General features: G+C 47.0%; 18 protein-coding genes. 8 read left to right on the top strand and 10 right to left on the bottom strand.

Annotation, left to right across the window (positions count from 1 at the left end; translation table 11 throughout):
* Nucleotide 1: 1 nt before the first annotated feature.
* The 3 genes from zwf to KU854_RS05040 form a co-directional block, all read right to left on the bottom strand.
* Nucleotides 2–1,498, bottom strand: coding sequence for a glucose-6-phosphate dehydrogenase (gene zwf / locus KU854_RS05050; RefSeq protein WP_218357370.1), 1,497 nt, complete (start codon nucleotides 1,496–1,498; stop codon nucleotides 2–4).
* A gap of 462 nt (nucleotides 1,499–1,960) precedes the next feature.
* A complete protein-coding gene (locus tag KU854_RS05045) occupies nucleotides 1,961–3,010 on the bottom strand; it encodes a porin (RefSeq protein WP_218357369.1) in 1,050 nt (349 codons plus the stop codon).
* Nucleotides 3,011–3,462: 452 nt separating this feature from the next.
* Nucleotides 3,463–5,328, bottom strand: a complete 1,866-nt coding sequence (locus tag KU854_RS05040; protein WP_218357368.1) for a sigma-54-dependent Fis family transcriptional regulator — start codon at nucleotides 5,326–5,328, stop codon at nucleotides 3,463–3,465.
* A gap of 270 nt (nucleotides 5,329–5,598) precedes the next feature.
* On the opposite strand from KU854_RS05040, the gene KU854_RS05035 reads away from it, so the two are divergent.
* Genes KU854_RS05035 through KU854_RS05010 form a run of 6 tightly spaced genes read left to right on the top strand, consistent with a single transcriptional unit; the run spans nucleotide 5,599 to nucleotide 11,518 of the window.
* A complete protein-coding gene (locus KU854_RS05035) occupies nucleotides 5,599–6,684 on the top strand; it encodes an ABC transporter ATP-binding protein (protein WP_218357367.1) in 1,086 nt (361 codons plus the stop codon).
* Nucleotides 6,685–6,688: 4 nt separating this feature from the next.
* Nucleotides 6,689–7,822, top strand: a complete 1,134-nt coding sequence (locus KU854_RS05030; protein ID WP_218357366.1) for an ABC transporter ATP-binding protein — start codon at nucleotides 6,689–6,691, stop codon at nucleotides 7,820–7,822.
* A complete protein-coding gene (locus KU854_RS05025; RefSeq protein ID WP_218357365.1) occupies nucleotides 7,812–8,681 on the top strand; it encodes a carbohydrate ABC transporter permease in 870 nt (289 codons plus the stop codon). The genes KU854_RS05030 and KU854_RS05025 overlap by 11 nt, the downstream gene beginning before the upstream one ends.
* Before the next feature lie 3 nt (nucleotides 8,682–8,684).
* Nucleotides 8,685–9,482 (top strand): carbohydrate ABC transporter permease, encoded by a 798-nt coding sequence (locus KU854_RS05020; protein WP_054779066.1) that lies wholly within the window; start codon nucleotides 8,685–8,687, stop codon nucleotides 9,480–9,482.
* Between the two features lie 11 nt (nucleotides 9,483–9,493).
* Complete coding sequence (locus tag KU854_RS05015; protein WP_218357364.1) at nucleotides 9,494–9,766, top strand: DUF2160 domain-containing protein; 273 nt, start codon at nucleotides 9,494–9,496, stop codon at nucleotides 9,764–9,766.
* A gap of 18 nt (nucleotides 9,767–9,784) precedes the next feature.
* The gene (locus tag KU854_RS05010) at nucleotides 9,785–11,518 is read left to right on the top strand and encodes an ABC transporter substrate-binding protein (RefSeq protein WP_218357363.1); all 1,734 of its coding nucleotides are present in this window, start codon (nucleotides 9,785–9,787) and stop codon (nucleotides 11,516–11,518) included.
* Between the two features lie 84 nt (nucleotides 11,519–11,602).
* Here KU854_RS05010 and lnt read toward each other — a convergent pair whose 3' ends face one another.
* The 7 genes from lnt to KU854_RS04975 form a co-directional block, all read right to left on the bottom strand.
* The gene (gene lnt, locus KU854_RS05005) at nucleotides 11,603–13,147 is read right to left on the bottom strand and encodes an apolipoprotein N-acyltransferase (RefSeq protein ID WP_218357362.1); all 1,545 of its coding nucleotides are present in this window, start codon (nucleotides 13,145–13,147) and stop codon (nucleotides 11,603–11,605) included.
* Nucleotides 13,137–14,264, bottom strand: a complete 1,128-nt coding sequence (locus KU854_RS05000; protein WP_218357361.1) for a TolC family protein — start codon at nucleotides 14,262–14,264, stop codon at nucleotides 13,137–13,139. Before KU854_RS05000 ends, lnt begins: the two co-directional genes overlap by 11 nt.
* 203 nt (nucleotides 14,265–14,467) lie before the next feature.
* Nucleotides 14,468–15,634 carry an ABC transporter permease gene (locus tag KU854_RS04995; protein WP_218357360.1) on the bottom strand — a complete coding sequence of 389 codons (1,167 nt, stop codon included), beginning with the start codon at nucleotides 15,632–15,634 and terminating at the stop codon, nucleotides 14,468–14,470.
* Complete coding sequence (locus tag KU854_RS04990; RefSeq protein ID WP_218357359.1) at nucleotides 15,582–16,256, bottom strand: ABC transporter ATP-binding protein; 675 nt, start codon at nucleotides 16,254–16,256, stop codon at nucleotides 15,582–15,584. The genes KU854_RS04995 and KU854_RS04990 overlap by 53 nt, the downstream gene beginning before the upstream one ends.
* On the bottom strand, nucleotides 16,237–17,322 hold the full coding sequence (locus KU854_RS04985) for an efflux RND transporter periplasmic adaptor subunit (RefSeq protein WP_218357358.1): 1,086 nt from the start codon (nucleotides 17,320–17,322) through the stop codon (nucleotides 16,237–16,239). The genes KU854_RS04990 and KU854_RS04985 overlap by 20 nt, the downstream gene beginning before the upstream one ends.
* 53 nt (nucleotides 17,323–17,375) lie before the next feature.
* Nucleotides 17,376–17,693 carry a hypothetical protein gene (locus tag KU854_RS04980; protein ID WP_218357357.1) on the bottom strand — a complete coding sequence of 106 codons (318 nt, stop codon included), beginning with the start codon at nucleotides 17,691–17,693 and terminating at the stop codon, nucleotides 17,376–17,378.
* A 579-nt stretch (nucleotides 17,694–18,272) separates the two neighbouring features.
* Nucleotides 18,273–20,594 (bottom strand): response regulator, encoded by a 2,322-nt coding sequence (locus KU854_RS04975; RefSeq protein ID WP_218357356.1) that lies wholly within the window; start codon nucleotides 20,592–20,594, stop codon nucleotides 18,273–18,275.
* An 80-nt stretch (nucleotides 20,595–20,674) separates the two neighbouring features.
* On the opposite strand from KU854_RS04975, the gene KU854_RS04970 reads away from it, so the two are divergent.
* Both KU854_RS04970 and KU854_RS04965 read left to right on the top strand, forming a co-directional pair.
* On the top strand, nucleotides 20,675–21,457 hold the full coding sequence (locus KU854_RS04970; protein WP_218357355.1) for a substrate-binding periplasmic protein: 783 nt from the start codon (nucleotides 20,675–20,677) through the stop codon (nucleotides 21,455–21,457).
* A 51-nt stretch (nucleotides 21,458–21,508) separates the two neighbouring features.
* Nucleotides 21,509–22,189 (top strand): flagellar brake protein, encoded by a 681-nt coding sequence (locus tag KU854_RS04965; protein WP_218357354.1) that lies wholly within the window; start codon nucleotides 21,509–21,511, stop codon nucleotides 22,187–22,189.
* Nucleotides 22,190–22,228: the final 39 nt, after the last annotated feature.

Below are 22,228 nucleotides of genomic sequence, written 5' to 3'. Positions count from 1 at the left end.
ATCACAGCTCGCAGTATTCGGTGTTGGTTAGGTTTTTACACGGATAACGCCATTCGCGTCCATCACGTTTCAACAGTTCATCCGCTTTTTCCGGGCCCCAGGTGCCTGCGGCATAACCGAACAGGGAATCTGGGTCTTCTTTGTAGCGCAGAATAGGCTCAACAAATTCCCAGCATGCTTTCACCGCATCGGAGCGCGCAAACAGGGTGGAATCGCCTTTGATGGCATCCAGCAGCAGGCGCTCATAAGCGGTCAGCAGTTGCGCTTCTTCCAGGTTCTGGTAGTGGAACTGCATCGCCACTTCTTTGGCTTCAAACCCTGCGCCCGGCTTTTTCAGGCCAAAGCTCATCAGGATACCTTCATCAGGCTGGATACGGATCACCAGTTTGTTTTCCGGCGCATTGGCACCAAACACAGGATGCGGCGTTTTCTTGAAGTGAATGACCACTTCCGTCACTCGTGTTGGCAAACGTTTACCTGTGCGGACGTAGAAAGGCACGCCATTCCAGCGCCAGGTATCCACGAACATTTTCAGGCCAACGTAAGTTTCGGTGCGCGAGTCTTCCGCAACGCCCGGCTCTTCACGGTAACCCGGCAGGGTTTCACCGCGCACGGTCGAGCCTGTGTATTGTCCCAGAACCAGGTTGTTCTTCAGATCGTCATCGCTGATTGGGCGGAAGCTTTGCATCACTTTGGTGACTTCATCACGGATGGAGTCAGAGCGGATTGCCGCCGGTGGCTCCATCGCCACCATGCCCAGCACCTGAAGCAGGTGATTCTGGAACATGTCGCGCACAGCGCCTGATCCGTCGTAGTAGCCACCACGGCCTTCTACACCAAGGAATTCAGCGCCGGTGATCTCAACGTAGTCAATGAAGTTGCGGTTCCAGAGCGGCTCAAACATACCGTTGGAGAAGCGGAATACCAGCAGGTTTTGTACCGTCTCTTTACCCAGATAATGGTCGATACGGTAGAGCTGGTTTTCATCAAATTGATCGTGCAGTTTTTTATCCAGCGCTTCGGCTGATGCGGTGTCATAGCCAAACGGCTTCTCGACAATCAGGCGTTTCCAGCCATTTGATTGGTCGTGGAGGTTGTGGTTGGCAAGGCATTCTGGGATCACGCCGTAAAGGCTTGGCGGTGTCGCCAGATAGTAAAGGTTATTGTGCCCGGTGTTGTGCTTTTCACTGAGCGCATCCAGACGAACAGCCAATTGGTCGTAATTTGCCGAATCAGCCGGATCGAGCGGGAGGTAGTAGAGATGCTGACAGAAACGCTCCAGCGTCTCTTCATTTACTTTTTCATTTGCTTTCAGGAACGCTGACAGCTTTTCGCGGAAAGCGTCATCGGAATATTCGGTGCGGCTGACGCCAAGAATCGCGAAATTCTCTGGCATCATGCCGTTTGCATACAGGTGATAAAAGGCTGGGATCAGCTTACGTTTTGTAAGATCGCCGGATGCACCAAAAATCACGATATTGTTGTTTTCTTTCGCCATGTGGATTTCCCTGAGATGGGCGATAAACCGGATTTAAATCGACAAAAGTGTCCAAGGTCGATGACCTTTATAGGGTCGCTATAAAGTAACAGCATTTTACATTGCGTTTAATTGGTTCTACCTATCTTTCTGATAGGTAAGACCACCATCTGGCGATATTTCGTCCGGATTGCAGCCCATTCATTGTGTGCCTTTCGAAGGCTTGTGTAGTTACTGTACAAAACCTTCGGACTTCTTGGTGAGCCGGAAGGGAGAATCGCAGGGTGTATGTTGAGCAAGGGCTGAGTTTAGAGGCTGGAGATTGGAGATTGGAGATTGGAGATTGGAGATTGGAGATTGGAGATTGGAGATTGGAGATTGGAAGAATAAAAAGAAGCTGAAAGAGAAAGCAAGAACAACAAAGCCCAGCGCTTGGCTGGGCTTTAAAGACAGTATGAAGTTTATGCGTGTTAGGCGGTGTGATTACCAGTAAACACGTGCACCGATAGCGTATTTCGCTTCGCTGTCGACTGCGCTTGGCGCAACCGCAAAACCTTCATTTTTGTTGTTTGAGTAACCGGCAGTGACACCGTCCGAGTAACCCATTTCAGCCCACAGACGGAAGTACTGGTTAAACTTGTGTACCGCACCGACGTACAGGTTAGTGAAGTCATCCTGGACAACAACATTCAGCGGTTTGGCATCAATTTCAAATTCGGAATATTCGTAGCCACCGTAAACCGTTGACTTGTCAGACAAGCCGTAAGACAACGCCAGTGTGTAACCGTCGCGGTCGACGTCTACTGCCAGTGCGTCACTTTCAATGTTGCTCGATGCATACTGAACGCCCACAGTCAGATCGCCAAATGAACGCTCTGCCCAAACGGTGTAGTAAAGGTCGTCAAATGAGCCAGCTTTTACATCTACGGTGTCGATCTTGAATGCTTTGTGGTCTTGAGAGGCGTGTGAAACACCCGCTGTTACAGAAAAGCCCGCAATCTCTTTGCTCAGGAACAGTTCAAAAACCTCGGCCGCAGAGCCATCTTCCGGCAAGCCGTAGCTCGCATCGATGTTGACGAAGTCGGTAGAAACCATGTAGCGGATTGCGTTTTCATGTTTCGCACCAGAAACGGTACCTTCAACGATGTGGCTGCCGCCAAACCAGTATGAGTTATCAACGCCCCACAGGTCGTCAGCAGTCAGGTATTGTTTACCAATCTGAACCTGGCCGAAGTCACCGGAGAAACCAAAAAAGCCCAAGCGGTTTTTCATTGCATCTGCGTCCCAGTCCAGGCTGTATTCCAGCGTAGCCAGTACGTTGATGTTATCTGTCAGAGAGTAAAGTGCGTTAACACCGGTGCGGGAGCCTACATCATCAAGCACCAGGTCTTGATTAGGGCTTTTCATCAGGTTGGCGCGAAGTTGACCATAAACTTCAACTGAACCGGCATCACCACTGTATGCCTCAAATGCGTTTGCGTTGCCTGCTAAAAGTACTGCCGGAATAGCGACTGCTAAAAATTTCTTATTCATAGAATACGTTCCTGTATTTCTTATACATTCCATTTGTAATGTTGTTGCACTACAAAAATTAACATCCAAGAAACACGGGAAACAACGATATATTTTTTAACAAAAATAACAATTGACAGCACAATTGACTAACTGTTGACCACAAAGCGGAAGGCGTGAAAATGAGGGATTTACGCAAGAATTGTCATTAAATAGTTACTAATGACTCATTTTAGTGACATACCATTCATCATACTGTATTCGTCATCAGCGGAATTACCCTGTTTACCACGTGCGCTCATTAACCAGTACAGACAGAAAACTGGAGGGCAATTTTGCGAGTCATTTCAATTATATGAAAATATTTTTATAGCAATTATGATCCATTTGAACTAGTGAAGCACAGTTAATTCGCATAACAGCACGCTAACATTTCAAACAATGTGTTCAATTATCAAGGCAATTTAAGCGGGTTATTTCAATCCAAGGGATCTCAGGCGTTTGTAGACGGTGTTTCGACTCACACCTGAAATTTCAGCGATTCGGGTGATATTTCCATCCGTAGAGGAATAAAGGGATGGCAGGCTTTCCCGCCAGTGTGATTGAACATTCGAGAGGGTGTGCTCTCTCTTTTCTTTCACTGGTAACACCGCGTTCTGATCCAGATCGAGAAAAAAGTCATCCGGCAGGTGCTGTTTATAGACGGTTCGCTGCGCAGACAGTGCCAGCGCTACCCTAAGCACATTCTGCAACTGGCGTATGTTGCCTGGCCAGGTATGACGGACAAACAGGGCTTGAACATCACTGCTTATCGCAACCGACGTACCTGATGCCAATTCAGAGAGCAATGTCTGCACCAGGGACGGAATATCCTTACGTTCACGCAGTGCCGGGAGAAACAGTGTCAGCCCATTAATACGGTAATAAAGGTCATCCCTGAACCGTTTTTCTGCCACTGCCTGCCGCAGCGGTTGGTGCGTCGCGCAAATAACACGGAAATCGACCGGATAACTTTCTGTGCTGCCAAGAGGCGTCACGGTTTTCTCCTGCAGTACGCGCAATAACCTTGCCTGTACGCGCAAGGGCATATCGCCAATTTCATCCAGTAACAAAGTGCCGCCATCTGCCTGGCGGATATACCCCATGCTTCCTTTATTGCTCGCACCGGTAAATGCGCCTTTCACATAACCAAACAGCTCGGACTCCACCAGCTCTGACGGAATGGCTGCGCAGTTTACCGCCACAAATTTGGCTCCTGCCCTGTCAGAAGAGGTGTGAACCGCCTTGGCGAACACTTCTTTACCCACACCGGTTTCGCCCTGTATCACCAGGGGAATATCGCTGTTTACCACGCTCAACGCCTGCTTGATGGCTTTCTGCATTTTCGGGTCGCCTAAATCAAGCTGGTGTAACCCTTTTTTCTGGGGTGAAACCGGCTGCACTTTGGGAGATGCAGGGGCACGCGCGGCGACAGGCGCGCGGATCACCGTTTCCATCGGCCGTTTGATGGTGCCAAACAGGCGGTAATTGGACAGGCCGACAAAAGAGAGGGTCTGGTTTTCCGGGTGTGCGGAAAGCTGCAACATGGCTATACCTGTCACCGCTTCGATATTCAGACCAACCAGGGTATGGCCGACAAGAAGATCAGCACGGCGGTTGGCTGCCACCACCTGCCCCGCAGCATCAAACACTACCAACCCCGCCCACTGGCTGGTGTGGTTGTCCACGCCGGTGTTGAAGACCAGCATGTAGTGTTGGTGGCGATAAGTCGCCATGATGAGTTGGTTTTCGACCGACTGGGTCATCACCTTGACCATCCCATCGACATGGGAAGTCGGCAAATAAGCATCGGACGAGATATTCAACACCCCGACCAGTTCACGTTCACAGTTGTAAATGGGGGCGGCAGACGCCGCCATGTAGCGGTTGGCAATCAGGTAATGTTCGTCTCGCCCCACCACCACAGATTGCCCCGTTTGCAGCGCCGTCCCTACCGCATTGGTTCCGTTGAAACGTTCCTGCCAGCTGGTGCCGGGTTCAAACAAATGGCTTTCCATCTGGTTTACGAAACCCGGCCTGCCCCAGCGGCTTAACAGGTTGCCGTCCCGGTCTGCAAGCAGCACCAGACTGTTGCTGTTCACCAGAATATTTTCGTAGAAAGGCAGCACCTGCTCCTGGGTGGTCACGATCAGTTCTTTGGACTTGTCCTGGGCATCCTGCCAGTCACCCCTGTTTAGCTGGACTATAGACGGCGCGCTTTTCGGATTTAGACCAAACGATCGGCACCGCTGCCAAGAAGCCTCAATAACTGCTTTATGAGTGTGAGCTAGATCGCTCATTTCGCTACCCTTCCATGCGCGTTCGACCGCCAGTATGAGCGTTAAGCATTGTTCACATTCTGTTAACAGTCAACAATCCGGTTGACACTTTTTACACAGCTGAACAGTGCACACTTTCTTATAGTCACTCAAAATCAATGCCTTAACATTTATTTAACCTTTGGCACGGTTCTCGCGTATGTCATCCAGATTGTGACGAAGATGCGCATTCGCGCGCTCGGTCAAGTGTCCTAGTGAAGGATGACACCTATTACCGAACAGGGAGTATTCATGTCGCTCGAATTAGAGAAGGTCACACGAATAAGCAATAACGAAGTCTGGCTGGACGACATCAACCTGCGGATTGAGCCCGGCTCTTTTAATGTCTTGCTCGGCAGGACGCTGGCAGGAAAAACCAGCCTGATGCGCCTGATGGCAGGGCTGGACAAACCCACATCAGGACGGGTGCTGTTTAACGGACAGGACGTTACCGGCATTCCGGTGCGCAAACGTAACGTTTCCATGGTCTACCAGCAGTTTATTAACTACCCCAACCTCACCGTTTTCGAAAATATCGCCTCACCGCTGCGCCTTGAAAAACAGCCGGAGGATCTGATCCGCGAAAAAGTGCAGGAAACGGCCAAGATGCTGCACATCGAGCAGTACCTCAACCGCCTGCCCCTGGAGCTTTCCGGCGGTCAGCAACAGCGCACCGCCATGGCGCGGGCACTGGTCAAAAACGCTGACCTTATCCTGTTCGATGAACCTCTGGTTAACCTCGACTACAAACTGCGTGAAGAATTGCGCCAGGAAATGCGCGAGCTGTTCGCCGAGCGCAATACCATCGCGGTTTACGCCACGACCGAACCCAATGAAGCGCTGGCGCTGGGCGGTAATGTGGTGCTGATGCACGAAGGCAAGGTGATCCAGTCCGGTGCGACACCTGAGGTGTATCACCACCCTGCGTCAGTCACCAGCGCGGAACTGTTCGGCGAACCGCCCATCAACCTTATCCGCGGCAGTGTCGGTGGCGGCAATGTCTCGTTTGATACCCACATTCACTTTCCTCTCAACACCGATTTGGGCGAATTAAGCGACGGTGATTACCAGTTCGGCATCCGCCCCAACCACCTAAGTCTGGTACCACATAACGACGACGATTTAGAGCTTTCTGTGGACGTGGAGCTTGCCGAGATCAGCGGCAGTGAAACCTTTCTGCACGTGCGCAACCGCGACATCGCCATGGTGTTGCACCTGCCTGGTGTTCACGACTACGACGTGGACGAAAAAATCAGCATCTATGTGCCGACCCACAAACTCTATGTGTTCGACCATTCACAAAAGCTGATCCAGTCAGCGCGACGGATCAGGGGGTAAGACCATGGCTGAAATTGTTCTCGAATCCCTGGCCCATTCCTACTCGGCCTCGCCCCAGCATCGCCATGATTACGCTATCCGTAAAATGACGCATACCTGGCGTAACGGCGGCGCTTACGCCCTGCTTGGTCCATCGGGATGCGGCAAAAGCACCATGCTCAATATCATTTCCGGCCTGCTAATCCCTTCCGAAGGCAAAGTCATTTTCGACAAGCAGGACGTCAGTCAGATGGCACCGCAGGAGCGCAACATCGCGCAGGTGTTCCAGTTTCCCGTGGTGTACGACACCATGACGGTGTACGACAACCTCGCCTTTCCGCTGCGTAACATGAAAACGCCGGAAGCCAAGGTGCGGTCCCGCGTTAGCGAAGTGGCCGAACTTTTGGAACTCAACACGGTACTCGATAAACGCGCCAGCAACCTCACCGCCGATGAAAAGCAGAAAGTCTCCATGGGACGCGGTCTGGTACGTGAAGATGTGTCTGCCATTCTGTTCGATGAACCGCTCACGGTTATCGACCCGCACCTCAAATGGAAACTTCGCCGCAAGCTGCGCCAAATCCACGAGCAGTTCCATATCACCATGATTTACGTCACCCATGACCAGTTGGAAGCGGCCACGTTTGCCGAGGAAATCGCGGTGATGTACGACGGTGCGATTGTACAGTTCGGTTCACCGCGGGAACTGTTTGAACGCCCCAACCATACCTTTGTCGGCTTCTTTATCGGCAGCCCAGGCATGAACCTGCTTCCGGTGTCCCGCACAAGTGATGGCAATGTGCAGTTTGAAGATACCGCCATCACGTTGACCCAAAGCCAACGTGACGCATTGGCAGCAACGGAAAGTCAGAATGTGAAAGTCGGCATCCGTCCGGAGTTTATTCATGTGTGGCAGGAAAAGCGTCCCGATTCGTGGGAAGTGCCGGTGCAGTATGTGGAAGATCTCGGTACCTACAAAATTGTCACCGTTCAGTTTGGCTCCGAGCCCATCAAGCTGCGCATTGCTGAAGAAGCGCCGGTGCCAAAGGAGTTCGCCCATATCAGCTTCCCCGCACAGTGGCTGAAACTTTATATCGACGAATACCTGATTGGCGAGCCGCAGGACGCTGATGCGACAGGAGGTCAGGATGCAGACTAAAACCGAAAACAACCGCGCATGGCTTCTGGTGCTGCCGGTTTTCCTCCTGGTTGCGTTCTCTGCCATCATTCCGCTGATGACGGTGGTGAACTATTCCATTCAGGATATTTTCGACCAGAACACCCGCTATTTTGTCGGCACCGAATGGTACCGCGAAATCCTTAACGACCCCCGCCTGCACGATTCGCTGGTACGCCAGTTTATCTACTCCTTCTGCGTGCTGGCGATTGAAATCCCGCTCGGTATTGCGGTGGCACTTTGCATGCCAGCCCGTGGCCTGAAAGCCTCGCTGGTGTTGATTGTCCTTGCCATTCCGCTGCTGATCCCATGGAACGTGGTCGGGACAATCTGGCAGATCTTCGGCCGCGCCGATATCGGCCTGCTGGGGTGGTTTTTGAACAGCATTGGCGTCGAATACAACTACGCCGCCGATCCGATTGATGCGTGGATCACCGTACTGGTGATGGACGTTTGGCACTGGACATCGCTGGTCGCCCTGCTCTGTTACTCCGGCCTTCGCGCCATTCCGGATGTTTACTATCAGGCTGCGAAAATCGACCGCGCCTCCAATTGGGCAGTGTTCCGCTATATCCAGCTGCCGAAGCTCAAAAGCGTTTTGCTGCTCGGTGTCCTGCTGCGGTTTATGGACAGCTTTATGATCTACACCGAGCCGTTTGTGCTCACAGGCGGTGGCCCCGGTAACGCCACGACATTCCTGTCGCAAGCACTGACCAAAATGGCGGTCGGCCAGTTCGATATTGGCCCGGCGGCGGCATTCTCCATCATTTACTTTCTGATCATTCTTTTAGTGTGTTGGGTGTTCTATACCGCGATGACCAACATGGACAAGGGGAAATAAGTCATGAACCGTAAGACGATTGGCCTTCTCGCCTACATCCTGTTCCTGATGCTGCCGATTTACTGGCTGCTGATGATGTCGTTCAAAACCAACGAAGAGATCCTGGGCGGTCTCACCTTCTGGCCGCAGAGCTTCACGCTGGATAATTACATCGTGATCTTCTCTGACCCCAGCTGGTATTCGGGTTACCTCAACTCACTGACTTACGTGACCATCAATACCCTGATGTCACTGGCGGTTGCTTTACCTGCGGCGTATGCGTTCTCGCGCTACCGTTTTATCGGCGACAAGCACCTCTTTTTCTGGCTGCTGACCAACCGTATGGCGCCACCTGCGGTGTTCCTGCTGCCCTTTTTCCAGCTCTACAGCTCGGTCGGCCTGTTCGACACCCATATCGCCGTGGCACTGGCGCACTGTCTGTTCAACGTGCCGCTGGCAGTGTGGATTCTGGAAGGCTTTATGAGCGGCGTGCCAAAAGAAATTGACGAAACCGCCTATATCGACGGCTACAGTTTCCCCCGCTTTTTCGTGCGGATCTTTATTCCCATGATCCGCTCCGGTATCGGCGTGACGGCTTTCTTCTGCTTTATGTTCAGTTGGGTAGAGCTGCTGCTCGCCCGCACGCTCACCTCGGTCAACGCGAAACCCATCGTGGCGACCATGACCCGTACCGTGAGCGCCTCGGGTATTGACTGGGGCGTACTGGCGGCAGCGGGTGTTCTGACAATCGTACCGGGATTACTGGTGATCTGGTTTGTTCGCAACCACGTCGCCAAAGGCTTTGCACTGGGAAGGGTATAAGGAGAAACGTTATGGGATGGATGGCTTGGACACTCCCCAGCGCCCTGTTTTTTATCACCATCGCCTGCATGTTGCTGGTGATGACCGTCTTCGAAGTACTTCGGCCATGTGTGGAAAGGAAGGGATTTTTGCCTATCCGCACTACCCGGGGTGATCGACTCTTTATAGGCCTGCTTGGCAGCGCCTATATCCACCTGTTCTTCATCGGCATGACGGACTTGCCTATTTGGTATCCCTTCGGGATTTCCATTGTCTGGCTTATTTCCGTTCTGCGTTGGGGTTAACGACAAAGGAGCAAAACTATGAAGCAAACGCCTGCTGTAAAGAAATGGACCCCTCTTGGGCTCATGATAAGCATGCTATTGGCACCGGCGGCTTTCGCCGACCAGTACAGCGACGCGGCGAAGAAGTGGGTATCAGGTGAATTTACCCCTTCCACGCTCAGTCAGGAAGAGCAGCTAAAAGAAATGGCATGGTTTACGGAAGCTGCTAAACCCTTCCGCGGGATGGAGATCAAGGTGGTCTCAGAGACCATCACCACCCATGAGTACGAGTCTAAAGTGCTGGCGAAAGCCTTCGAAGAAATCACGGGGATCAAACTGACCCATGATTTGATTCAGGAAGGTGACGTGGTGGAAAAACTGCAAACTGAAATGCAGTCGAACCGCAGCATTTACGATGCGTACATCAACGATTCAGACCTGATCGGTACCCACTTCCGCTACGGCAAAGCGTACCCTATCAGTGACTATATCGAGAGCGAAGGTAAGGACGTGACCCTGCCGACGCTGGATCTGGATGACTTTATCGGCATCAGCTTTACCACTGGCCCGGACGGAAAAATCTACCAACTGCCTGATCAGCAGTTTGCCAACCTTTACTGGTTCCGTGCTGACTGGTTTGCCCGTGACGATCTGAAGAAACAGTTCCGTGATATTTACGGCTATGAGCTGGGTGTACCGGTTAACTGGTCAGCGTATGAAGACATTGCGGAATTCTTCTCGGTTCACGTGAAGGAAATCGATGGTCAGCGCGTTTACGGTCACATGGATTACGGTAAGAAAGACCCATCCTTGGGCTGGCGTTTCACTGATGCCTGGTTCTCCATGGCTGGTGCAGGTGACAAAGGCATTCCAAACGGTATCCCGGTCGACGAATGGGGTATCCGTGTTGATGGCTGTTCGCCTGTCGGTTCAAGCGTTGAACGCGGCGGTGCAACCAACGGCCCGGCGGCAGTGTACGCCACCACCAAATACGTGGATTGGCTACGCGAGTACGCGCCACCGGAAGCACAGGGGATGACCTTCTCTGAAGCGGGCCCTGTACCCGCGCAAGGCTCTATCGCCCAGCAAATCTTCTGGTACACCGCGTTTACCGCTGACATGACCAAACCGGGTCTGCCGGTTGTAAACGAAGACGGTACACCGAAGTGGCGTATGGCACCGTCTCCACGCGGCCCATACTGGGAAGATGGCATGAAACTGGGTTATCAGGATGCAGGTTCATGGACGTTGATGAAATCGACCGATCCAAAACGCCGCATGGCAGCGTGGCTGTATGCGCAGTTCACTGTATCGAAAACCGTATCACTCAAGAAAACTCTGGTGGGTCTGACGCCAATCCGCGAGTCTGATATCAACTCGCAGGCAATGACCGACGTCGCACCAAAACTGGGTGGCCTGGTAGAGTTCTACCGCAGCCCGGCGCGTGTTCAGTGGACCCCAACCGGAACCAACGTGCCTGACTATCCAAAACTGGCGCAGCTTTGGTGGCAATTTATCGCAGAAGCGGCCAACGGTGAGAAATCACCTCAGGAAGCACTGGATGGATTGGCACAAGCGCAGGATCGCGTCATGCAACGTCTGGAGCGTGCCAACGTTCAAGGCGCGTGTGGTCCAAAACTTAACGAGCCACGCGATCCAGAATACTGGCTGAAACTGCCGGGTGCACCGAAAGCCAAACTCTCTAACGAGAAGCCAAAAGGCCAAACCATTGCTTATGAAGAACTGCTTCAGCAATGGAAATCAGCGATGTAAGCGTTGCCGGTACTTTTAAACCAAAAGCCAACTTATCAATAAGTTGGCTTTTTTATGGCCTCACTAATACCGAACGTCATTTGATCAAATAGAATATTGGGAATCGCTTTGACGAAAGCGCTTCACAGAGCTGTAAAATAAAACCCCAATCGCGTTCGCGATAAGCAACGCGATCAGAGGATAATCTGAGTATCTGGCATAAGGCGTGGCCCCCGTCGCATACTGTAATTCAAATGACTTCACCATGCTCTTCCCTTCTGGTAGCTGAAAAACCACCCTACCTTTCTCATCGATCAATTCTGAAATACCAAATGTATCGACCCGCAGCACCGGGCTTGCATTTTCTAATGCACGAACACGAGAAAAGTTATGTAAGACTTCGGGGCCCTGTGTACCCGCCAACCAGGTCTGAGACCCGATATTAAGCAGCAAGTTGGATTCAATACCGTTTTTATTCACCACATTGGGAAAGTAAAAGTCGTAACAGATAGACGGAGAAACCAGATAACCTTTCACATCCCAAACGGTATGTTTAAAGTAGCTCTTAGACAGACTGGAATTATCAAATGCATTGTCAAAATGCTTGAGTATCCCTGGCGACGTTTCCGCAAAGGGGATTAACGCCTGTTTACCATAGTAGTAGTTGCTCAATCGCCACAATGGCTCATCATCAGAAAACGTCCTCAACTCTTCTGAAGTGACATAGAAGGCAGACACCACTGGAATCCCGGTTTCATTATCAGAGTTATTGAAAGCGCCAAAAATCAGATCTGAATCTCTTTCCATTGACCATTCTCTTAGTCGGATGAAAAATGACTTTGGAAAATTGTAAATAATCTGGTTAGAAAGCACTTCTGGTAGTACAACCAAATCGGCATCCAAAGGTACTTGATTCAGGAGAGATAAAATGTTGTTGGGAAACTCAATATCTCTGGTTTTTATCGAATTCAGATTTTCACCGGTTTGTACGACCGACACTTTTAAGGGGGCTTTTTTCTGATACTCGGTATAGTTTCTATCACTGGCCAATAGCGTGATAAATATGACCATCACCAAAACAGAAATGGTATAGCGATTACAATTAGCCAGAAGCATTGCAGTGAAAAGCACAACTGCACTCACCAGTAAACCTCCCCCAATTGGAAAGTAGACACTAAAAGGCGAGTCAATATAAAAATAATTTAGCTTTAAAGTGCTTAAACTATAATTGTAATTCTGCGTCAGAAAATCAATAGTCATCCAAGCACAGAAAGCCGCAGTTAACCTGATATACGTTGAATACCTTCTCAAAAGGTAAGACACTATCACCATAAAGATATAGGGTAGCAGCATTAAAACAATAGCGATTCCCACAAGAAAAACACTCAGTGCCAGACCAATATCAGCATTTATATATAATGTTTCAAAAAGATAATATGTTGATAACAACACCCAGACCGCAAAGAAAGACACCGAAAAAACAAAATAATTTCTGAACAACTCATTTCTAAGAAAATACTCCGAGCTAATTAAAAATATCGTCAGTCCAACAATATTGAAAACCCAAGAAAAGTGATCATCCCACCATAATGGAAGAGTAAAGAAAATCACACTCGAAGAAAATATTATGTTGTTTTTATCAAAATTCATAGCCAGCTTCCACGACCAAGTCTACACGCTTGTTGTTAAGAGCGCGTTTATCTTCGTGACTAATATTTTCCTTTCTAAGTGTGTCGATAGAAAAATCAAGAAAATCCAGGTAAGAAACACTGCCAAATTGGTATTTGAGCGCTATCTTTTGCGACTCAGCTTCCCTCACTTTCATTTGCTCCATACTATATAGATATTTACTCTTAGCCTCCCTATACTCAAAGTACGCTTTGGATAGTTTCAATACTCCCTCGTATATAGACTTTTTATACTCGTAAACACTTTTTCTATACGTTTTAATTCTGGACTCTTTCATGTTGATTTTGTCAGAAAAATCCAAGGGAAACGCAACAGATATAGAGTTCAGGAAAGATGACATTGTGATATCCTGAATGACTTCCAATAAATCAGTACCAATTGATATTGAAATCTCTGGTATAAACAGAAGGTTTGCATTCCGCGCATCCGTATATGACAATTCCATTTCAAACTCTTTCAGCTTCACATCATTGCTGTTAGCAATGTGATAGAATGAGAATCCTGATAATAGTGGTGAAGATTCACTGATATCGAAAGAATAATCATCCCCCTTCAATTCCAAACCAGAGTCCATTTTTAGTTTGTATAAAATCTGTTTCCTGCGTTGATTCTTTTTATCCAACTCATATTCTGTTAAATTCAAATCATGAATACTGTCCAACCATTTGGACTCAGCAACCTTACCCTTGTGGAATAACAATTCAATTATTTCAGTTTTTTCCCGTTGAAGGTTTATAATTTCACCCAAAATAGCGCTCGTTTTATCAATTTCCTCAATCTCATATACAATCTTTGAAAGATCAGAAAAAACATGGCTTGAAACTATTGATAAGTTCACAGCCTTCATTTTAGATAAAATGTCAGATTTTGAAGTTTCAGATAGTTTTGATATGATTGAGTTGAGACTGGTACCTGTGGATAACGAACCGTAATAGGAATTAATACTTTCCTTCTTTGATATTGATGTCGAAACCCCAATACCCAGAGTAGGAAATGATGCGAATGAATTTGAACTGTTATTCAGCTCTTTAATGTCAGCTTCTAACTCCTTTATTCTCACATCGGAACTGTTACTCATTACATATTCATAAATTTCTATAAACTTTACGTTATCTATGTAGTTCCTTATACGAAGGTTTCCGTCAACGTTATCTGAGGAATGTGACGAGATTAGGGCTTCACTTTCGTATGAGAAAGACGATGAATCTGCCACATATAAATTTTCGTCTAAGCTAGTGCACGAATACATCAGTGAAGACAACAATAAAATGGATATGACTCTCATAAATCCCTCAGAATTCTAATGACTGACAAATTCATGATCTTAATACTTGGTGTTATTGCGCTGAAAAACGCAGAAACAGTACCAACAAAAATAGATAACAAAAAATATTCTGGATAAAAAGCAAAGTCCAAACCAGGCACCAGTAAAACTAACAGCATAGACAAAATTAAATAAAGGACACCACCTAGAATGACACCAAATTGGCAGATAACAAAAGTTTCAATCAATAAGTTGATGGTGAGGTTTTTCTTTGTTTCACCGTAAGCTAACCTAATGCCAAACTCCATCTTCCTTTTACTCACTAACCTACTCAATGCATTATTGACATTTACTGTTGCTACGACCATGAGTATCAAGGATATAAGCAAGAGATACTGTTGTATTTCTGATATGTTTTTCGTTATCGCTTCTATGATATCCTTACTAACCTTAATTACTATATTCTTACTCGTATCACCAAATACATTATCAATAGAAAGTTTAATTCGATTGTATGACTTCAAGATGTTTTCTGGGTTGTCATCAAAAAATATCAACTTTTCGATTCCTTTATCAGAAATCTCTCTCAACGTTTTATATGGAATGTAGACAGGGGAATCATCATGCCCATCATATTCATTAACAACGACAAATTTCTCATCTCCTATTTCTATATATCTCTCACCATTATTACCAACCATGAATATTCCACTCATCGCTTTTGGAACGATGGCGACCTTGTTTATTGTATTCATCAACATCGCATTGATGTCTTTGCCGAATTTTGATTGATAGTAAAAATCATTTATAGCCAATACATTGATGAAATGACCATCTACAACTGTATTGACGTTACTCGAGATACCTATCTCTTTATAGCGCATTAATATCTCAAGTTTTGATATGTCACTATCGGTAAAATACTGTTCATTCAATTCACTTCCATTGAGAAAGTATGCTTCAATGGTATTGTTTGATAGGGAAAGAGATTCGACAACATTGTTCTTCATTGCCTGACCAACATTGAGAACTGTAGTAATACACGCAACACCAAGAGATATACTTATAATGGCAGGATAAACAATACCTCTGCAACGAAAAAGAATACGGAGAACATACAATAAGTCGACGTTAATTTTCATCGTTGATATTTTTTTTAAAGATTTTTCCCTTTCTAATTTCATAGTTATTCTTCACTAAATTCGAAAACTCAACGTCATGCGTTATTAGAATTATTGTTTTTCCTTCTGAGTTTAACTCCGAAAGAATTTCGTATATTATTCTCTTGTTTGAAAGATCTAATGCCCCAGTAGGTTCATCTGCAATGATCACTCTTGGTGAATTGATAATTGCCCTCGCGATAGCGATTCTTTGTTGTTCTCCCCCCGATAATTCATTTGGAAAAGAATCTATTTTTTCTGTCAACCCAACTTTCTTTAGAACATTATCAATGAGTTTTTTCTTTTCACTATTTTTGTGCTTTATTTTTATAATTAGGTCTAAATTTTCTCTGATTGTCAGGTAGGAAATAAGATAATAGGATTGAAATATAAAGCCAAAAATCTGATTTCGAACATCCTCTAACCCTCTTCTACCAACCATCTCCATTCCATCAAGTAGATAAGATCCAACAAAATCATCATCAAGTAATCCAATAATATTGGTAAGGGTACTTTTCCCACTACCAGAACTACCTAAAATTGAGATGAATTCACCATCTGAAATGGTCAGATTGATATCAGACAATATTTCGCTGTCATGAATTTTTTTGGAGACTGAATTCAATTTAATCACTGGTTGAGTCATTGTTAGCTACCTTTACTTTAAGTCCGTTAAGGTCCACCCCAACTACTTCAACCTTTCCATTTTTAACTGCACCAAAATTTGCTCTTACTAACTGCCGGTTACCATAAGCATCGAAGGTTTCGAGGTATTGGACATTATCTTTATCTTCTATATAAGTATTGAACGGAACATAATGTCTAGTCGTTGATTCTCCAGACAATACAAATGCGTCTATTTTCTCACCAACAAGAATATCATCTATTTCGCTCGTAATTCTGGCAACGACCTTGTACCGTAGAACGCCTTTTTTAATACTGTCCTGATCAGGATAGGGAACTTTTACACTGACGACTCCATATATTTCTTTTTTTTCTCCCTCGCTGTAAAAACCTTGCACTGTCATTCCAACATTAATATTTTTAAAGTCAGAGGGCTTTAAGTAGAAAACTAGATTGAAATTTTCGTTGTTAAAAACCTCAATTATTTGCTTATCCCGCGACAATTGGCTAAATCCAACATCAGGACATTTGTAAACGGTACCATTTATCGTAGAAGTAATGACAGTTAACTTATTGCTCTTAATATAATCCATTTGACTTTTTATCTGATGTACTTTTTGCTCTACCTCCTTCAGCGATAGGATATCATTTTCATATTTGAATTTGGCTTTTTTTAAGTCATCTTCGAGAATAGCCTTCGCACTAAATAGTACTTGCGCTTCTTTTAATCCTTCCTTTGAAATCCTCACGGACATCAATTGTTTCTCCAAGCTTATTTTTGCCAACTCGAGATCCTGAGACAGTTTGCTGATATCCTCATTCGCGTCTTCAAGTTCAAGAGAAACAATGGGGTCACCTTTTTTGATTGAGTCACCCTCTTTAACAAAGATCTGCTTGAATTTCTTTTTTTCATCGGCAGTAATTTTTATTGTTCCTTGAGACTGTACTTCAGCAGTTACCTGTATGAAGTTCTCTTCTTTTACTGTCTCTACTTCCACCATTTCATATATTTCCGATTTTGTTCCTTTTTTAGAAAGGAATATACCAGATAACAATGCAACGATAAGGAGAGCAACGAGTATTCTCATATTTATAAACTACCGATTCAGTAAGCATGCCACCCACAAGGGTGGCATGGTGTTTAGTTAGCTTTTTGGAAATTGTATTGACTTACAAATGAGCCAACATAGAAATAGTAAGGTTTACTGTGAGTAGTTGTTCCTAATGCACCTTTTGCTTTCCATCTTCTATCTAGCGAATCGTAATAATTTAATACCACACGGTATGGGCAGTTATTGCTTACCGCAATATAGTTTGCAAACGCACCAGACTGGATATTTTGTAAGTGAGCACATTTATCAGGTGGTGGTGGGCCGCCGCCACCAGCGAATACTGGTCCAGATATTCCAAGCAGCAGTGCAAGAGCTGACATTGATAAAGTCAACTTACCTTTATTCATTATTATTTCCTTATGCTTTTTTTAATTTAACAATTGCTGATTTAGCAATAATTAATAAATGTAACAAGTTGTTACAGGCAAATTAAACGCAGCAAATACAGTCACCTCAAATTTAATGGCGTTTTTTTTGAAGGTGCTCAAAGAAATTAAAATAACCCAGTCACTTTTTGAAAAAATTTAAATCGTGACAATCAAAAACTTTTGTTTAACTATATTTATTATTTACACCTAATAAAGGTGATACTTATATCTAATTGTTTTATTGGGATTTTTTGGTGTTTAAAAAGTGAGAGTTCAATATGTCAATTGTATTATAAGTGACACATCGTTCGTACTAAAAACCACAACCTGCATCAATGTCGATTGCTATTGGAAATGAGTTGAGGGTGAAATATGCCTCATACTGCTCGGGCACTAAATCTGAAGGGACGTTCTTTGTCTCGCAAATGCATTGATATCAGCCAGCAACCGAAGACGATGCTGACTACTCGCCGGAAGCGATACGGTCATCTCTCTTTAATTTACAGAGAACGAAAAACCTATTCACATCGACATTTGTGTTTCATGTGCCAGCCTGCGTTATACAGAACCAGCCCGCTCTATCTCTGCGCCAGGCATATGGATTTTTATCATTTTCTCTAAATCTGCCTTGCTTACAGGTTTGGCGATGTAATCATCCATACCGGCTTTCAGGCACTCTTCCCTGTCCTGTGAGGTCGCGTTGGCGGTCAGGGCAACAATCGGGGTTTGTGGTGCATACCCATATTCGCGCAGCAGCCTCGCCGCCTGATACCCATCCATTACCGGCATCTGGCAATCCATAAAAATCAGATCGAACGAATCCGTTTTGCAAAGCTCCAGCGCAATCTTGCCGTTTTCAGCCAGCACCACATCCACACCAAGTCTGAGCAACATGGCCTGCGTGACACGCTGGTTAACTAATGTGTCTTCCACCACCAGAACCCTGCCGTTATAAGACGACGACTCCTGGGGTCGGGCGACGGTTTTGGGTTTCTCTTTCTTAACACCGGAAAGTGAAATTACTCCCAAGCTGGCCTGCTGGTTGCGCAAGATGCGCGTCAGGGTGCTGCGAAGATCGTTGAATTTATAAGGGCGCGACAGGTATCCCTCGATATTGAAGCTTTCCAGTTTGACGTTGTCGTGCACTTCCGGCGCTGCCGTGATCATCACCAGGCTCGGGCAGCGTTTGCCGAAGCGTTTGCGCAATGTCGACGCGATAGAAAAACCGTCTGACTGGGGCATCAGTTTATCCAGAATGACAATCTTGAACGGCTTGGACGTCTCCATGCGCTCGGCAATCATATCCGCCGCGTCTTCCGGTTGGACACAGCAGGTAACCTGACAACCCAGGTTGCTGAGCTGCGCGCTGGTAATGCGCATATTCAGGCGGCTGTCGTCCACCAGCAACATGGCAGCATCAGAAAACATCAGGGCATCAATCGGGGTACTCTCTGGTAAGGCAGCACGATCAAACGTCGCGGTAAAGTAGAAGCGGCTGCCCACGCCTTCCTCACTTTCCAGTTCAAGATTGCCGCCCATCAGCTCGACAATCTGGCTGGAAATCGCAAGGCCAAGGCCAGTACCGCCAAAATTGCGGCTCATACTGCCGTCCGCCTGTTCGAACTTGTCGAAAATGGCCTGCTGTTTGTCTTTCGGAATACCTATGCCTGTATCTTCCACTTCAAACTGCACCGTCAGGGTGTCACCCGTTTCTTTTACCTTACGGATATGCACAGCGATTTTGCCCTCCTGGGTAAACTTCACCGCATTCCCAACCAGGTTAATCATTACCTGGCGTAAGCGCGGCGCATCGCCCATTAACAAGGGGGATAGCTGCTCGTCCACGTTGCACTCAAGGGTCAAACCCTTCTCTTTGGTGCGCAGACGGAAGAGGTGCTCGATGTCTTTATTGAGTTCAAACAGGTTCAGTTCAACAAAATCCAGCTCCAGCTTGCCCGCCTCAATTTTCGAGAAGTCCAGAATGTCGTTGATGATGTCGAGCAGAGAAAGCGACGAGGTTTCCAGCATTTCAATAAATTCACGCTGTTCTTCGTCAAGTTTGGTGCCCTTTAAAAGGGAAGCCATGCCGATGATTCCGTTCATTGGGGTGCGGATTTCATGGCTCATATTGGCAAGGAACTCGCTCTTTTTCTGGTTGGCGAGTTCAGCCTGCAAGGTGGTGTCTTTCAGCTCGGCATAGTATTGGCGCATTTTGCCTATGGTGTTGTTGTAATGGCTGTAGAGGGTGACCAGTTCTTCCCCCATGGGGCGTTCCGGCACAGCAATCGGCACGGGCATATTATCCGCGTCAAACTGGCTCACCCTTTTTGATATCCAGGACAAAGGGCGCACAACATCGACGTACACAATGGCGAACACCAGTCCCCCCAGAATTAGGGTTACGCCGCCCAGAAACAGCAACAACATAATGAACTGGCGGGACAGATCGTTATAAATACCTTGCAGGCTCACATCGACCTGTAAATATCCCAAGGAATAGGTTTGCCCAAACTCGTCATGAACCAAAGGCCACCGGTAAGAGAATTTCGGGTCTGGGGGCGGTGTACCGAATTGCGCCAGCACCCGGTTTTCATCAAACACCTTAATGAAGGAAATCTCCGGGTCGCTGTACACCCCTTTTGCAATTACATTGACCTGCTCAATGTCTTCCTGCCATACGCTGTGGGTGATACTGTCCAGATCCGTTTGCTGAATCAAAAGCGCATTTTCCCGCAGCTGTTCAGTACGCGATTGGTAGTCGAGGTAGAGGGCAAAGGCAGCGACCATAAAAGCCAGCAAAGTACAAACGAGCAGAACACGGCCAACCAATCTGGCTGCCATGCTGGAAGATGGAGTGAAATTCTCTTTTTGATTCAACATAGTCTAGGCTTATTAATGTCTTATTTATAAAACATCCATCTCTAAGAATAGTCACGATTCGTAAAATTGGATGCTCAACTATGTCGAGAAATGAGTTCAATGTGGGCAGAACCGCAAAAGCTGCCCTCGCCATGCTGTTCGCCCTGCTTTCACCCTTGCCGTCGCAGGCGTGGACGCTGAATTATTATGTGGTGCAGGATCAGGCAGAACCCCTGCAAATCCAGGAAAATGGTCAGAATCACCGCGGCATCGTTACCGAGATCGTGCAAAAGGCGCTGGCAGGCTCTGATCATCAGTTGAATATTCATACCTACCCGTTTAACCGTGTGATTGCTGAACTTGGGCAGAACAAAGACAAGAACTGGGTGACATACGGCAGCCCACTTTGGGGACAATGGCAAGCGGCCAACCTATCGGCCGAGCCCATTCTGGAAGTTGAGCACAGTTTACTCACCCGCAGGGATAACCCTTTTGACTATAAAAAGCCCGACGATCTGGATGGAAAAATAGCCGTGCTGTTATTTGGTTTTAACTATCCTGGTCTGGATATCAAGATTGCCAAAGGAAGCGTCAGTGAAGTTCGGGTGAAAAACTACGATGCGGCCTTCCGCGTGGTCGACAGGCTGAAGAACGCCGGAGGATTTGTAGAGATGGATCTGCGCCTGAAATACAACCTTCGCCGACTCGGCTTATCAGACAAAGACTACGCTTTGCAGAAAGTGAACAGCTTAATCCCCAGATACAACATCCACCTCGCCTATTCTCCGGGCTTGGATAGTGACATTCAGCAGTTTATGGAAAAACGGCTGGGCGAAATGAAGGCCAATGGTGAATTGGACACTATTATCAATCATTACCGATAACCACTTTTCGTCACGCTTTAGCGCCAGGAAAACACAGGAGCCATTCCCGCCATGAAAACCATCAAGACAGAATCGTCCGACAGTTTTTACCGGTTACTTTCCGTTGGCGCGAGGCTGAATCTGGAGTTGGCTGACGACCCTAAAAAAATGCAGGTCAACTCGCGTTTGGTGGGTTACCGCAAAGATCAGTTCTTGCTGATTGACCGCCCCTCAGGGAGCACACCGAATCTTGAACGCTTCTTCATACCCAACAACGAACTTATTATCCGGGCCATTACCGACAGTGAATTCAGGGATGTCATCGCCTTTCGGTCTTTGGTGATGGGTGTCATTCAAAAACCTATCCGCCTGCTGATTGTCTCTATCCCTGAAAACGTGGCACACCGCCAGATCCGTCAGGAGCCGCGACTGGATACCAAGCTATCAATGCAAATCGAAAGTGACACCGGCAACTTTACCGGCGTGATGATTGATTATTCCGTTTCCGGCTGCTGTCTGGAAGCCAAGGCGGACGACCACCTGTTTTTTGAAGATGAAACCCTGACCCTGAACCTTGAGTACGGCAGCGATCTGACCGGGAAGCTGACGGGTAAAGTGGTGGGGGTGAACAATGACGCCTCTATTCCCAAAGCCGGGATCCGATTCGACAGCAGCGAACTGACCCTGCGAAAAGAGTTGTTTTACCAGTTCCTGTTTGATTTGCGCGCTAACGACAAATCCCTTGAGGTATAAACACAATCAGGCCGCTCGCGGCCTGATTGGTTTTTAGTG

Origin of the sequence: Enterovibrio paralichthyis (assembly GCF_019209835.1) — a bacterium.
Lineage (GTDB): Bacteria > Pseudomonadota > Gammaproteobacteria > Enterobacterales > Vibrionaceae > Enterovibrio > Enterovibrio paralichthyis.
The sequence above is the reverse complement of the archived record's forward strand: the minus strand, read 5'-3'. Positions and strand labels throughout refer to the sequence as shown.